This is a genomic window from Leptospirillum ferrooxidans C2-3 (genome assembly GCF_000284315.1).
Taxonomy (GTDB): Bacteria; Nitrospirota; Leptospirillia; order Leptospirillales; family Leptospirillaceae; genus Leptospirillum; species Leptospirillum ferrooxidans.
In genome coordinates this window covers 1,867,777-1,882,714 of the sequence record NC_017094.1, presented here as the reverse complement: position 1 = coordinate 1,882,714, position 14,938 = coordinate 1,867,777, and the positions used below count along the sequence as shown (strand labels likewise).

Annotated in this window: 10 protein-coding genes; all 10 read left to right on the top strand. The window is 52.4% G+C overall.

Annotated elements, in window-relative coordinates:
- Window positions 1-193: 193 nt before the first annotated feature.
- The 10 genes from LFE_RS13210 (at window position 194) to sat (ending at window position 14,887) form a co-directional block, all read left to right on the top strand.
- Window positions 194-3,838, top strand: a complete 3,645-nt coding sequence (locus LFE_RS13210; protein WP_050989520.1) for an EAL domain-containing protein — start codon at window positions 194-196, stop codon at window positions 3,836-3,838.
- Between the two features lie 152 nt (window positions 3,839-3,990).
- Window positions 3,991-5,175 (top strand): methyl-accepting chemotaxis protein, encoded by a 1,185-nt coding sequence (locus tag LFE_RS14560; RefSeq protein WP_014449995.1) that lies wholly within the window; start codon window positions 3,991-3,993, stop codon window positions 5,173-5,175.
- A 79-nt stretch (window positions 5,176-5,254) separates the two neighbouring features.
- Window positions 5,255-6,115 (top strand): DUF6671 family protein, encoded by an 861-nt coding sequence (locus LFE_RS09455; RefSeq protein ID WP_014449994.1) that lies wholly within the window; start codon window positions 5,255-5,257, stop codon window positions 6,113-6,115.
- 77 nt (window positions 6,116-6,192) lie between these two features.
- Window positions 6,193-7,866 (top strand): dihydroxy-acid dehydratase, encoded by a 1,674-nt coding sequence (ilvD, locus tag LFE_RS09450; protein WP_014449993.1) that lies wholly within the window; start codon window positions 6,193-6,195, stop codon window positions 7,864-7,866.
- A 49-nt stretch (window positions 7,867-7,915) separates the two neighbouring features.
- Window positions 7,916-8,629: a dethiobiotin synthase gene (gene bioD, locus LFE_RS09445; protein WP_014449992.1), complete on the top strand. Its 714-nt coding sequence runs from the start codon at window positions 7,916-7,918 to the stop codon at window positions 8,627-8,629.
- 159 nt (window positions 8,630-8,788) lie between these two features.
- The gene (locus LFE_RS09440) at window positions 8,789-10,072 is read left to right on the top strand and encodes a sigma 54-interacting transcriptional regulator (RefSeq protein ID WP_041774321.1); all 1,284 of its coding nucleotides are present in this window, start codon (window positions 8,789-8,791) and stop codon (window positions 10,070-10,072) included.
- Window positions 10,073-10,209: 137 nt separating this feature from the next.
- Complete coding sequence (locus tag LFE_RS09435; RefSeq protein WP_014449990.1) at window positions 10,210-11,208, top strand: L-threonylcarbamoyladenylate synthase; 999 nt, start codon at window positions 10,210-10,212, stop codon at window positions 11,206-11,208.
- Window positions 11,209-11,549: 341 nt separating this feature from the next.
- Window positions 11,550-13,301 (top strand): adenylyl-sulfate reductase subunit alpha, encoded by a 1,752-nt coding sequence (locus LFE_RS09430; protein WP_014449989.1) that lies wholly within the window; start codon window positions 11,550-11,552, stop codon window positions 13,299-13,301.
- Window positions 13,285-13,638 carry a 4Fe-4S dicluster domain-containing protein gene (locus tag LFE_RS09425; protein WP_014449988.1) on the top strand — a complete coding sequence of 118 codons (354 nt, stop codon included), beginning with the start codon at window positions 13,285-13,287 and terminating at the stop codon, window positions 13,636-13,638. The genes LFE_RS09430 and LFE_RS09425 overlap by 17 nt, the downstream gene beginning before the upstream one ends.
- 76 nt (window positions 13,639-13,714) lie before the next feature.
- The gene (gene sat / locus LFE_RS09420) at window positions 13,715-14,887 is read left to right on the top strand and encodes a sulfate adenylyltransferase (protein ID WP_014449987.1); all 1,173 of its coding nucleotides are present in this window, start codon (window positions 13,715-13,717) and stop codon (window positions 14,885-14,887) included.
- Window positions 14,888-14,938: the final 51 nt, after the last annotated feature.

Below are 14,938 nucleotides of genomic sequence, written 5' to 3'. Positions count from 1 at the left end.
TGATCTGAATCAACGTGATCTGATCCGCTTGCTAAAGAGAACAGGTCTGTGGAGTTTTCGGAGCTCATCACGAGTCTCTTTGATTATGGTCGGGGAAATCTTTATTCCCAATGCGGCACGCATGAAGGGTGTCTCATTCGGAAGATCACCCGCTATCAGAGATTCTGAAGCGGCGGGGAAATGAGATCCGGACGTGGGCACTTTGTTGAGCCATTTTGAAAAAACACGGGGGTTCCAGAAAATTATGTCTCCATCCCGGAAATATCATTTCAGCGACCAGGGCGTGTTTCGTCAGAATCGACTTTGCCGAGCTCTTGCACGCATTGATCGTTTGATTCTCACCGGCCCATCACAGGAGAGCCTGCTCCGGATGACCTGCTTCATTCTCTTTGAAGAATTGCAGGTCTTTTCGGTCCGGATTGCCCTTTGTGATCCGGAAAACCGGTCAGGGAGATGTGTCGTTTATGAAGGGCAAAAGCTTAAGGATGACACCAGTTTCCGGGATCAGCGGCTATTGGAAGAGATTATCCAAGCCAGAGAAACGATTGTCTGGACAGATGCAATGGAGATCCAGTCCGGGGATTTACAGAGGAATGACCGCTATGGAAGCGGAATCGCTTCCATAGCCGCTTTCCCCCTGATTTCAGGGGAAACAGTTCATGGGGCGCTGATCGTCGAATCGGATGAGACGGATTATTTCGATCCGGATCTGATCTCCCTTTTCATCTTTTTGTCCGGGAACATTGCCTTGTTCCTCGACAACATGGTGAAAGAGGTGAGACGCAAACATCATGAAAGCCGGGCAACGATCCTTCTGAAATGGATGGAAGAGCTGACCCGGGAAACAGAACTTCCGGATCTTTTCAAGGGAGCGCTGGAGGCCATTTGCCATTTGACCAATTCCGACAACGGGGAGGTTGTTCTCTGGAATCCTTCCTTGCGTGCTTTCTCATTGCGGGCAGTGATCTCGCGCGATCCGGTCATTTCCATGGAACCGCTCCTCGAAAAAACGCTGAAAATGGGAGAAGGGGCAGCCGGAAGGGTCATAGAAACAGGAACGTCACTCCTGATAGAAGATTATCAAAGCTTCTCATGGGCTCTTCCTGAAGTCAGGACATTGGGAATGATGGCGGAGATCGCTGTTCCGGTCAAGAACCGCCAAAGGACGGTCGGAGCGCTTGTGGTCGGTACGTTCGGGCAAAAGAAGCTTGATGTGCAGGACCTTCCTTTTCTGGAGGCGATGGGGAGACAGCTTGGGGCGGTTCTGGAACACGTTCGTCTGGCAGAACACCAGGCAACCCTTCTGGAGACGATCAAGGAGATCGCTCTTGAAAAAGAGGTCGACGGGCTCATTGAACGGGCGCTGGATTCTTTTTGCCGGATGACCGGAGCGGATTATGGAGGGATTTGTCTTGCGGAGAAGGAATCGGGACATTTTCTCTGGAAGTCCCTCTTTCGGGCGCATCCGGAATTTCCGGATCCTTTTGAATTCCATAATGGAGTTTCGAGTGATTCTCTGTCCGGCAACTTTTCTCAATCGGGAAAGGGAATCCTGATTGATGATTCTCCCGGATATGAGGCTCTTTTTCCAGAGCGTTCCATGTTGGGAGCAAAGAGTTTTATGGCAGTTCCCTTTTTAGAATCACAGGCAGTGTGGATTGCGAGTACTCATCCGATTTTCCGTTTTGACCCTTTCGATCTCTCCCTCCTTGAAGTTCTGGTTCAGGAGATAGCGATTGCCCATAGAAGGATTCTTTCCGAGCAGGCACGTTTGAAATCGGAGGAAAGGCTGAGCATCCTGATCGAAAACCTTCCCGAAGCCATTTTTTTTAAGGACGGTGAAGGGCGATGGGAAACGGTCAATCCCTCCGGACTGCGTCTGTTCGGACTTGAAGAACAAAGCGAATGGATAGGTAAAACGGACAGTGAGATCTGCTCGGGATCTTCCCGTATGGCTCCGATCATTAAGGGATGTATCCGCTCGGATGCTCTGGCATGGGAATCCGGAAAGGCTACAAAGGAGATCGAGGTCTTTTCTGATTCGGATGGAAATATGGTCATTCTGGATGTTGCAAAGGTTCCTCTTTTTCATCCGGACGGATCGCGAAAGGGGCTTGTGATCTCTGCCCAGGATATTACAGAGAGGAAGAGAAATGAAGAGCGTATCGAGCATATGGCGGCGCACGATGCCCTGACAGATCTCCCCAACCGGCGTGTTTTTATCGAGCGTATAGGTCAAATGCTCCACCGGTCGGGTAGGGAGCATGAACGCTTTGCTGTTGGAATTCTTGACCTGGATGGTTTCAAGGTGGTGAATGATCGTCTGGGTCATCAAAAAGGGGATGAGCTTCTTGTCCAGGTCGGAAAAAGATTAGGATCTCTCTTAAGGAAAACGGATACCTTGGCTCGTCTGGGCGGCGATGAGTTTGGACTTCTTCTGACCGACCTAGGACATGGAAAAACTCCGAGTGATCTGTTCTCGAAAATTGTCCAGGCCCTTCTTGATCCGTTCGAGGTCGGCCATGGCTCCGGGGAAATAGTCTGGATTTCCGGGAGTTTGGGGTTGACTCTTTGTCCCCCTGATCATGGAGATGCGACCTCCCTGATTGCCCACGCCGATATGGCCCTGTATCGGGCAAAAGATCTCGGTCGAAATGGCTGGGCGATTTTTGAAAGCGAGATGGCTCATTCCCTTCAGCTCCAGCATCAGATTCTAACCGAATTTGGACAAGCGCTCCGGAACGGGGAGCTTTGTCTCTATTATCAGCCCCAGGTCAATATGGAAACCGGACAAGTGGTCGGGGTCGAGGCTCTTGTCCGCTGGAACCATCCGGAACGGGGTCTCCTTACTCCGGAATCTTTTATCGGGGTGGTCGAAAAAAGCGAGTTGATCGCAGCCATGGGCCGATGGGTTCTCGAAAGCGCTCTGATCCAGCAGAAAGAGTGGGAGCGAATCGGTATCCACCTTCGTATCAGCGTGAATATCGGCGCGCGACACTTCCTCTCGGACGGATTCGTGGAAGATCTTGCTCAAATCTTACTTCGACAGGAACGGACGGAACAACCTCGAATCGAGATCGAGGTGACGGAAACGGAGGCTCTCAGGGATCTGGAGCGAGCCAGAAAGACGATCGATTTGTGTCGGGGTTTGGGTGTTTCTGTCAGTCTCGATGATTTCGGCACAGGACAGGCATCCCTGACATCCCTTCAGCAACTCGACATCAAGGAAGTCAAGATCGACAAGTGCTTTGTCCACCGAATAATGGCGAGCCAGAAGGATCTGGCAATTGTGTTCAGCCTCTCCGTAGCAGCCAGAATGATGCTGATAGACGTAGTGGCTGAGGGGGTCGAGACTGAGGAGGAAGGGGCTCTTCTCATTCTGATCGGATGCACTGTTGCCCAGGGTTTTGGAATTGCAAGGCCAATGCTTCCATCGATGATTCCGGATTGGCAGAAGAAATGGAAGCCATTTTCATCATGGAAAAGTCAGACAACAAGGAATATGGGATGGTTGAAAGACAGTCCCCTTTTGATGCTTTGGCAAGCTCTGGGCATTTTTCAGAAAGGACTTCTGGATGGACTCGATACCCCGGGAAATTTGAACAAAGAGTGGACGGATGATCATATCGCTGTTTCTGAGAAGTGGATGAGCCATACGGGAACGGTGAGACACAGGGGCACAGACGGGTTCGATGTGCTGAAGGGGATTCACGATGATCTCTGTTCGTTTGCGCCGGAGGTTGCTTCGGCCAGGGAGAGCAACAATAAGGCGGAAATGGAGCGCCTCAGGTCAGAGTTGTCCGAGATTCATCAGGCGTTACAAAAGCTTCTTCTCTGAGCGGAGGTTGTTCTGGTGGATCAAGATTGACGGATAGGTTCTGGGGTCTATTGTGATGGAGAAGTCGGGGAGATCCGTCTGAAGGAGCGATTTTCCATCTTCTCTTCTGGAGTGGTTCTGTCATATGACATTGAAAGCAAAAGGGGTCTGAAATGGGATGGTTTGCCAAGGCTCCTGAAAGTGAACCGCCTGTCCAGGCTGGTGAGACAAATTTCGGTGATGGATTGATGAAGGATCCCCTGATCGCTTGGGAAATCCTTGATTCCCTGGAGAGTTTGGGAATAGCGATTTCTTCTTCCGACATGGGATCAGGAATATCCGGGAATCGCATTGTTTACATGAATCGAAGCATGAAAGAGATCGTACGCCGGATGGAGCCGGACCTCCTGAAGAGATTTGGAATATCCCCTTCCCAGGTGATGGGAGGATCGATTCACCGTTTCCACAAGGATCCGGACTTGATTCGGGAAAGACTGGAAAAAATACGACCTGGAGAGATCCGGAGAAATGCGGTGATAGAGATTGGAGAAGTGAGCCTTCTTTCGACGATACAGTTGATCAGCGATCCTTCCTCAAAACGGATCGTGGGATATATGACGATTTTCAGGGATATAACCAGTGACCGACTGCACGAAAGAACCTCGGTCGAGGCCCAGGAGAAATCCTCAGTGCGGCTTGCTCAGTCAATGGGGATTCTCGACTCGGGAATCCGGGAGATCGTTGAAACGACCGGGAAGGTTTCCGATGAGGCACAGAAGACCCGTTTGGAAGGAGAGGCCGGCCGGAATACCCTGAAAGATCTTCTCTCCCAGGTACGTGAGGCAGAGGGAGCGATGAAGGATCTTGGTGAAGTGGTCAGCGAACTCAATGCCCGGAGCCGGGACATTGGAATGGTTGTAGAGGTGATCGACGACATTGCCAGCCAGACCAATCTTCTTGCCTTGAATGCGGCGATCGAGTCTGCCAGGGCCGGGACGCAGGGGAGAGGGTTTGCTGTCGTGGCAGAAGAGGTCCGGAAGCTTGCGGAGCGCACGATCGGAGCTACAAAGGAAATCGCCGCGACGATCAAGAAATCACAAAACGATACGGCACAGACAGTGGATCTGATATGCAGAACGCTGGGAACGGTTGCAGAGAGCCAGCTGAAGGCGGAGGGAGTCAGGACGGTATTCGAGTCGATCGTTAGCCGTGCAACGGTTTTGTCCGATTCGCTGAAGTCTATTGTTGGCGTTACGGAAACACAGTTTAGAAGTGTGACGGATGTCCGCCATCAGGTTGATCAGCTGGTTCTGGAGCTTAAAAAGAGTATTGAAAGGGTCCAGACCGTGAAACTGTAGGAAACACTGCGATCTGCGCCCGTCTTGGGCCCTTTGTGTGTCACTGTTATGGTTGTTCAGTTGCAGGAAAGGCGTAAGGATGCCAACAGAAAGGGATGTCTCTTTTTACCGTGGGAAGAAGATTGCCCTGTTGACCCAGCATGGAAAGGAGCGGGTCATTTCTCCGGTTCTGGATCCTGCGCTCGGGTGCCATGTGGAGAGAGTCGAGGGCTATGACACGGATCTCCTTGGAACTTTTACCCGGGATATCCCAAGGGCAGGAATGCAGATAGAGGCGGCCAGAAAAAAGGCGCGGATCGGAATGGATCTTTCAGGACTGCCTTTCGGGGTTGCAAGCGAAGGAGCTTTTGGTCCTGATCCTTTTTCAGGGATGCTTCCATGGAATCTGGAGCTTCTGATCTTTATCGATGACGAAAGGAGTCTTGAGATTCTTGGGGCCTATCAGGGAAAAGCGAATTTCTTTCATTCGCTGGCATCGGAATGGTCTGAGGCAGAAACTTTTGCCCGGGAGTCAGGATTCCCCGGGAACTATCTCGTTATTCGTCCCGAAGGGGAGAATGATCATCGACTCCGGAAGGGAATCCGCTCATGGCCGGAGCTTGAAACGGCTTTTTTCTGGGCATTGGGTCAATCGGACAGTGGTCAGGTCTTCCTGGAAACAGATGGCCGTGCCCATGCCAATCCACTGAGGATGGAGGCTATTCGTTTGGCATCCGAGGATCTGTTAAAGAAGATCCGGTCCGTATGTCCTGTTTGCGATACCCCGGGGTTCTGGATTGTCGAACGGCTTCCGGGACTCCCCTGCAGAAACTGCGGGGGAAGGACACAGGGGATCATGGCTGAAGTTCACGGCTGCCTCAAGTGCGACCATCGCGTCACACTCGAACGCTCCGGGCGGAAGTATGCCGATCCGGCCCACTGTGACTATTGCAACCCCTGATGGGAAGAAGTTTGTCGACCGGCTTTTTTCTCACAGTGAATCAGTGTCCATCATTATTGGCCTCCAGGGGGTGAATCGTGTCTGACAACCACAGAAGCAAAAACGTCACACAGGGGGTGCAGCGTTCCCCCAACCGTGCCTTGTTGAGGGCGGTGGGATTCTCGGATCGGGACTTCGAAAAGCCCATCGTCGGTGTGGCAAGCGCGCACAGTACCATCACTCCCTGCAACATCGGGATAGGCGCACTGGCATCGAGAGCGGAGGCGGCGATGAAAGCGGCCGGCGCCATGGCTCAGGTATTCGGGACCATCACGATTTCAGATGGAATCTCCATGGGCACCGAGGGCATGAAGTACTCACTGGTTTCAAGAGAAGTGATCGCCGATTCCATCGAAACGGTCTGCAACGGTCAGAGCATGGACGGAGTTCTTGCGATCGGGGGATGTGACAAGAACTTGCCGGGAGCAATGATCGCGATGGCACGAATGAATATTCCGTCCATCTTTGTATACGGGGGCACCATCAAACCGGGCCATTACCATGGCCGGGACCTAACTGTCGTCAGCGCCTTCGAAGCGGTCGGGGAGTTCATTGCCAAACGGATCGACGAGCAGGAGCTACTGGAGATCGAACGACATGCCTGTCCGGGAGCCGGCTCCTGCGGAGGCATGTATACCGCGAACACCATGGCAGCCATTTTTGAGGCCATGGGGATGAGTCTGCCTTATTCCTCGACAATGGCGACTGAAGACGATGAGAAGTCCGACAATGCAGCCTGTTCGGCCGAGGTTCTGGTCCAGGCGATTCGCAAGCAGATCCTGCCGCGGGATATCCTGACCCGAAAGGCGTTTGAAAATGCTCTGGCCATTTTAATGGCTCTTGGTGGCTCTACAAACGCTGTGCTTCACCTTCCAGCCATCGCGTATGCCGCAGGAGTGGAGCTTTCGCTCGATGATTTTGATGACATGAGCCGGAAGGTCCCGGTGTTGTGCGATCTGAAGCCATCCGGGCGTTACGTGACGACAGAACTGCATAAGGCTGGGGGGATTCCCCAGATCATGAAAATGTTGTTGTCTCACGGTATGCTGCATGGAGATGCGCTCACGATAACCGGACAGACCATTGGCGAGGTATTGCAGGATGTTCCGGAGGAACCGCCTGTCGGACAGGATGTCATCCGGCCATGGGGGAGGCCAATGTACCAGCATGGCCATCTCGCCATTCTCAAGGGGAACCTTGCCAGCGAAGGCGCTCTGGCCAAAACCAGCGGGGTGAAGTTTCCCAGGATGACAGGACCGGCATGCGTGTTCGACTCCGAAGAGGAGTGCATGAGCGCGATCCTTTCCCGAAAGATCGAGGCCGGGGATGTGATCGTGATCCGTTATGAGGGTCCGAAAGGCGGTCCAGGCATGCGTGAAATGCTTTCACCCACTTCGGCCCTTGTGGGTGAGGGGCTTGGCGACAGTGTGGGTTTGATCACAGATGGCCGTTTCTCGGGGGGAACTTACGGTATGGTTGTGGGCCATGTTGCGCCGGAAGCGGCGGTGGGTGGCACGATCGCTCTGGTCAGGGAGGGGGACCTCATCACCATCGATACAGAAAAGCGGCTTCTGGAACTTCACGTGGCTGAAGAGGAGATCGAACTCCGCCGGGCTGGGTGGACGGCTCCTTTTCCTCGCTACACGAGAGGAGTCCTGGCAAAATATGCAAAGTCTGTTTCCTCTGCCAGCAAGGGTGCAGTGACTGATTGAAGTGATTTCAGGAGAACGGGATATCCATTTTCAATGTTCAGGAGGTTGGGTGGGACATGGCGTAATGATCACCGGAACGGATACAGGGGTCGGGAAGACTGCGATTGGGGTGATGTTGTGCGAATTGCTTTCCCGTCAGGGAGTGAGGGTTCGTCCCCGAAAACCCGTGGAATCCGGTTGCATTGAATCGATCGATGGATTGGTTGGATCCGATGGATTGGCCTACTATAAGGCTTCGGGTGGTGTCGAGCCGCTTTCGCGCATCTGCCGCTATTGCCTTAAGCCGCCTCTGTCTCCGGCTCGGGCTGCATTTCTTCAAGGTGTCGATATTTGCCTTCAAGATATGATCGAAGCTTGTCACGATGGCGTTGATGCCGGTGATTTTCTGCTCGTGGAAGGGGCGGGAGGATTCTGCTCTCCAATGGCCAAGGATGGATTGAACTCAGATCTTGCTCTGGCATTGGGGCTCCCGGTTCTTTTGGTGACGTCGGACCGCCTCGGTGCGATCCATCAGACAATATCCACCGCAGAGGCCATCGCCCATCGGGGTCTTGCCCTGGCCGGCGTGGTGCTCAATCAAGTGGCCCCTGACATTGATCCCAGTATGAGAAATGCCGATTTTCTCTCCCGCTGGCTTGGAAGGGATGTCATAGAGGTTGCCCATTTACCCGTTTGTGAAGTCTCCGGCCGGCTCGATTACCCGCCTGGTCTTGTTGATCTGGCCACCCGATTGTCGGATGGCTCGGCCATGGAGTTTTTTTGAGTCATGGGGAAATGGTCTCGTTGATCTGGCGAATGAAATTTCTTTTGGCCATCGGTTTGGCCACAACCCTTTCCGGCAGACATGGATAGTGAAACCGGCTTGAACGGCTTCATGATGAATCGGAAAACAACGCATTGCATTCAGTTGAAGGGCATACCGATGAAATATCCAAACGATTTTAGAAATGCGATGTCAGCCAGACAGGCAGGTGGTAGGGAGGATTCCGCGGGTCCGTTCGTTCCGGATTGTCCGGATGTTGATGGTTGGAAGGATTCATCCGAGGGTGGGTGTGCCCTCTCTTCCTTTGCCCGATTCGACAGGGTAAGTCCTTCAAAAGGGCAAAACATCTCTGACGGGGAGGGATTTGGTATGATGATAGGCGGGAGTTCATCCCGAAAGGGATCTGACTCGGCAAGGCTCAGCCTGGTGAATGCGAGCAGCAAAATTTCTCAAACCGGGCTCCTTTCCGGAGAAGGCAATCTTGGTTTTCAGAACTCATCATCTCCATCGGCATCTTTTTTGGGTGTTCCCGCCCGGGATGGCTCAGAAATATTTGCTCAGACATCCCTTCCGCTGATTCTTGAGGGAGAGACGGGAACGGGCAAGGAGTTCCTTGCCCGGATGATCCATGAAAACAGCCCTCGCAAAAAGGGGCCATTTATTGTTCTGGATGCGACACATTTTTCCAGCGAAATCGCCGATGCCCTTCTTTTTGGCCATAGAAAAGGAACTTTTACGGGGGCGACAGGAGATCAGAAGGGCCGGCTGGAATTATCAGACAAGGGAACTCTTTTCATCGATGAGCTTCAGAATATGTCGCTTGAGATCCAGATGAAACTATTGAGGTTCCTCGACCGCAAGACATTGCAACCGCTTGGTTCGTCGACTGAAATATCCATTGATGCGAGGATCCTGGTAGCCACCAATGAACCCCTTTCCTCCCTCTTGTCGAATGGTCGATTAAGACCGGACTTTTTCTACCGGATCAGGGGGAAAACCATTCGCATCCCCTCACTTCGGGATCAGCTTGGGGAGATCCCTTCCCTGATCGAATGGAAATGGAGAAAATGGCAGGAGGAAAACAAGAGCCAGCCGCCCATTCTCTCAAAGGAGGGAATCAGGGTGTTGCAATCCTATTCATGGCCTGGAAACATCAGGGAGCTCTTTTCCTTTCTGGATTGTCTTTTGGCCACATTCTTGCCTCAGGAAAAAGTGCCAATGGACTGGATCAGGGAGGAACTCAAATCCCTCCAGATCGATTTATCAGGATCCCAATGTCCCGACAAATGGGAGGATCTGGCAATCGAGAGGGAACTGATCGTTGGGTCTCTCAGATCATCTGGGGGAGAGATTGCAAAAGCTTCCGAGTTGATGGGAATGAGCCGGACAACCTTGTGGCGGAAAATGAAAAAGCTGGGGATCCGTCCATTTGAAGGTGTATAGCCTTTTGATGGAGAAAGGGCGGATGCTAGAGGTTTGCTGCCCTCTCGCGCGGGACTCCCCACCGCTTGTGTGGGCCTGTATCGGATGAAGTCAGATCGGCCAGGAAAAAGAGTGCAGGGTTGCAGGGAGGCTGGAGCATGATCTTCGATTCAAAAATGGAAAACGATATTCGTGCAGGAGCGGCTCTCCTGAAAGCAGGGGAGACGGTCGCTTTTCCGACGGAGACGGTCTATGGGCTTGGAGCGGATGCGTCGAATCCTCTGGCGATACAAAAAGTGTTCACGATCAAGGGGCGGCCTTCGGATCATCCACTGATTGTTCATATTGCTGATGTGACACAACTGGATTTGTGGGCGGAGAACATTCCCCGCGTCGTATGGAGATTGTCAGCCCGTTTCTGGCCGGGTCCCTTGACATTGATTCTGCCCCGGCGAAGGGAGGTCCCGAAAGAGGTTACGGGTGGTCAGGACACGGTGGCGGTTCGTATCCCGGATCATCCGGTCGCGACCGCTCTGCTTCAGGCATTTGGTGGCGGAATTGTGGGACCTTCGGCCAACATGTTTGGTCGGGTGAGCCCAACAACGGCCCAGCATGTGAGGGAAGGACTTGGTTCGAAAGTGGGAATGGTCCTTGATGGGGGACCTTGCCGTGTCGGGGTGGAATCGACCATCCTCAGCTTTCTTGACGGTCAAGCTGTGCTGTTGCGTCCCGGAGGCCTATCGATTCCGGAGCTCGAGGACACGCTCGGCCAGCCAATTCTTGTGAATTCAGGGGAGCACAAGGTGCGCGCTCCAGGAATGCTGGCTTCACATTATTCTCCCGTCACTTCCCTTGAAGTTCTTCACCAGGATGCATTGTCCCGTCGTGTTCTTGAAATGGTTTCACAGGGAAGAAAGGTGGCCGTTCTGAAACTCGGAGACGATGGGAAGGATTTCGAAATTCACAAGACAACGACCATTTTTATGCCATCAAGTCCGGTCGAATATGGGCGTGAACTCTATTCGACGCTTCATCGTCTTGATCGGGGAGCCTTTGACTGTATTTTGATTGAATCGCTTCCCGATGAAGCCGAATGGATGGCGGTGAATGACCGGGTTCTCCGTGCCGCTCATGTCTTTCCCATGGTTTTGGAGTAGCCCCAGGATTTTTTGGAGTTTCTCTTTATTTTATTTGAACCTTGCATTTTTCTCCCTCTCCCCAGTCTCCGGCCAAGATCTCCGATAACCCTTCCGCTTTCCCCCCAGAGGACAAGTTTTCAGTGGTTTCTTTTAGCCCATTGAGCGCTTCATTTCTCTTGTGAAACGGCCCTGTCTCAAGCGTTTTGTTGTGAGATGATCACTTCCACCTCCGTCTTTTTTGCCATATGGAGTCCATGAGGAGTGATGAATAGGGTATTTGACAGAACTCCTATTTATGTTTATAGTAGTTATTAGGTTAGTAACAATAAAATATTAAACTGATTTCTTTTGGAGGAGAAATGGTCAAGCGTCAAATTCACGAGACAGACCTTTTGATCATTGGCGGGGGGACGGCCGGTTGCTTTGCGGCCATCAGTGCAAGACGGGCGTCTCCCGATATCAGGGTTCTTATTCTTGAGAAAGCCCATATCGATCGCTCCGGTTGTCTTGCCGGAGGAATGAACGCCATCAATGCCTATATCAATCCAGGTGAAACGGTCGATTCTTTTGTGGATTATGTTCGTTTCGACTCCATGGGAATTTTGAGGGAAGACCTCGTGAGAACCCAGGCGGAACTTTTCTCCGAAGTTGTCAGGGAGCTTGAGCAGATGGGCCTGCCCATCGTGAAGGGTGAAAATGGCCAGTATTCACCGCGTGGCCGATGGAACATCAAGATTCATGGAGAGTCACTCAAGTCCATTCTGGCCAGAAAGGTGATTGAGTCCGGGGTGACGGTTCTGAATCGTGTTGTGGTCACGAACCTCATGTTACAGGATGGGGCTGTGACCGGCGCCATGGGATTCGGAGTTCGGGACGGTGAGTTCTATATAGCAAAGGCCAAAAAGACGATTGTTGCCACCGGCGGGGCATCTGGGCTTTATCGCCCCAATAATGAAGGAGCCGCTCGCCACAAGATGTGGTATTCCCCCTTCAACACCGGTGCCGGATATGCGATCGGGATCAGGGCCGGTGCCGAGATGACAAGCTTCGAGCATCGTTTTATCGCTCTGAGGACGAAGGAGACACTGGCGCCAACCGGGACGCTGGCGCTTGGATTTGGTGCCCCACAGGTCAATGCCGTTGGGGAAGAGTTCATGAAGCTCAGGTGGTCAGAGTGGGGAGGAGAGGGTGCTCCGACTCCGATCCGGCTTGCGGCTCCGATGAAAGAGATCGAGGAGGGCCGGGGGCCATGCTTTATGGATACCAGGCATCTTTCCGCCGATCGGGTAAAAAAGCTCAAGGAAGCCTACCTGGATATGTATCCCAATACCGTTCTTTACTGGGCTTCGGCAGATATCGATCCGGGACGTGACCCGATCGAGATTTGTGGAACCGAACCTTACGTTGTTGGCGGTCATTGTCAGGCAGGTTATTGGGTCGATGCCGGGAGACGGACAACTCTTCCCAACCTTTTTGCCGCGGGAGATGTGGCAGGGGGAGCTCCCTATAAATTTGTTTCCGGGTGCTTTGCCGAAGGGAAAATTGCAGCCCTTACGGCCATTTCAGAGATACGGAGCGAACAGTCCAGTATGGCGGACCTTGACCTTGCCCAGGTGAACGAGGAAGAAACACGTGTGTTCTCTTATTTGGAGAACGCGAGCGGGGAATATTCTCCAGAAGAGCTCGAGGAGCGCATGCAGAAAGTCATGGACGAATATGCCGGCGGAATAAGGACCGCCTATAAAATGAATGAGGCTGGTCTTGCCATGGCGGACAACTACCTTCAGCGAATTTCGTCGGACCTTCCCCGCATGAAAGCCAGGGATCTTCATGAACTGATGAATGCCCATGAGGTTGTCGACCGGATCGATGTTTCACTAGTTCTCGTCTCCCATCTTCGGGCCAGAAAGGAAAGTCGATGGCCAGGCTTCCAGAGCCGTACGGATTTTCCAGAGACAGATCCGTTGAACTGGTCCGTTTTTGTCAATTCCGTTAGGGATCTCCGGACGGGAGAATTGAAGATCATCCTGAGACCCCTTGACGGAGGAGAGAGTGTCAGAAATGGTCATCTAGAGGATAAGGAGGTTTTCCATCATGGGAATTCGCATTGATCTCAATGTTTGTCATGGGTGTGTTAAATTGCCAGAAGCCAGATGTGTCATGGCTTGTCCCGGGGATCTGATCGGGATCCGGAAGGACGATCAGAAAGCTTTCATGCGTGTTCAGGCCGATTGCTGGGACTGCTATGCTTGCGTCAAGCCCTGTCCGGTTGGGGCGGTTGAAGTGGTCCTGCCCTATTCTGTCGCAGCGGAGAATGCCCGTCTGATGCCGAAAGTGAGGAGGGAGACCATACGATGGACTCTTGAAACGGTCAACAGGGAACCGGAGTTCTTTGACGCTCCAACCCGTGTTCCGGATGATCTGATTGCCGAAATGGGGGGAGCCTGATTGCTTGTGAGGTTCCATTGTTTCTTTGGACATAGCTCTTCTTGATGATTGAAATCTTTTATCTGAAAGGAAAAAAATGACGTTGTCTGTGCCTCACGGCGGATCTCTTGTGATCAATTCCGTGGATTCCCAGGAAAGAGACTCTCTTCAACGGGAGCTGAAAAAGGCTCCATCAGTGACACTTGATCCACGGGAAATTTCCGACCTCATCTTGCTCTCCGAGGGCGGACTCTCCCCCCTCGACGGATTTATGGATGAAGCCGCCTGGACCTCGGTTGTTGAACGCATGAGACTCCCGAATGGCCTTCTCTTTCCGCTTCCTGTTGTTTTGCCCGTGGCGGAAGAATTGGCAAAAACCTTTAAAAAAGGGGATCTTGTCGCACTGAAGGATGAGAATGGAAAAATTTTGGCAGCCCTTAACGTCAGCGATGTATTCAGAAGGGATGTGCAAAAGGAGGCTCGGGAGGTTTATCGCACAACAGATTCTGCCCATCCTGGTGTCCATTATCTTTTGTCCGTCTCTCCATTCGCCGTTGGCGGCAAGGTTCGTGTGGTCGAGAATCTGTCCGGAGGGGTTTTTTCAAACAGACGAATGACCCCAACCGAAACCAGAAATTTGTTTAATCACCACAGCTGGTCCACTGTTGTGGGTTTTCAGACCAGAAATCCCATCCACAGGGCTCATGAATATATCCAAAAATGTGCACTTGAGCTGGTCGACGGGCTTCTTGTCCACCCTCTGGTGGGGGAGACAAAGGAAGATGATGTCCCGGCCTCTGTGAGAATGGATTGTTACGAGGCCCTCCTCTCCCGATATTACCCTTCCAACCGGGTTGTCCTTGGTGTTTTCCCCGGTTCGATGCGTTATGCCGGACCCAGGGAAGCTCTCTTTCACGCCCTGATCCGCAAAAACTATGGATGCACTCACTTTATTGTTGGCCGGGATCATGCGGGTGTCGGTTCATACTATGGTCCTTTTGAGGCCCATGACCTGCTGAAGGAGTTTGATTACGACGATCTGGGAATTGTTCCGATCTTTTTTGATACAGCCTATTACTGCCGCTCCTGCGAGGCAATGGCCTCCCACAAGACCTGTGGGCACCCTGAAGATTCAAGGATACTCCTTTCGGGAACCCAGGTTCGAAAGATGCTTCGCGAAGGCATGGCGCCCCCTCCGGAGATGACACGACCGGAAGTGGCCAAAATCCTGATCAACCATTATTCAAAAGTGGCAACTCCTGTTTCATGACCTCTTTCCTTTTGATGACCCGGAAGGGACCGTCTTTCCTTCCGGGTTTCC

Excerpts from the sequence above, each read along its gene's own strand:
- LFE_RS09435 (WP_014449990.1), top strand. The coding sequence starts at position 10,210 with ATGATCTTCGATTCAAAAATGGAAAACGATATTCGTGCAGGAGCGGCT.
- LFE_RS14560 (WP_014449995.1), top strand. The coding sequence starts at position 3,991 with ATGGGATGGTTTGCCAAGGCTCCTGAAAGTGAACCGCCTGTCCAGGCT.
- LFE_RS09455 (WP_014449994.1), top strand. The coding sequence starts at position 5,255 with ATGCCAACAGAAAGGGATGTCTCTTTTTACCGTGGGAAGAAGATTGCC.
- LFE_RS09430 (WP_014449989.1), top strand. The coding sequence starts at position 11,550 with ATGGTCAAGCGTCAAATTCACGAGACAGACCTTTTGATCATTGGCGGG.
- LFE_RS09440 (WP_041774321.1), top strand. The coding sequence starts at position 8,789 with ATGAAATATCCAAACGATTTTAGAAATGCGATGTCAGCCAGACAGGCA.
- LFE_RS09425 (WP_014449988.1), top strand. The coding sequence starts at position 13,285 with ATGGGAATTCGCATTGATCTCAATGTTTGTCATGGGTGTGTTAAATTG.
- sat (WP_014449987.1), top strand. The coding sequence starts at position 13,715 with ATGACGTTGTCTGTGCCTCACGGCGGATCTCTTGTGATCAATTCCGTG.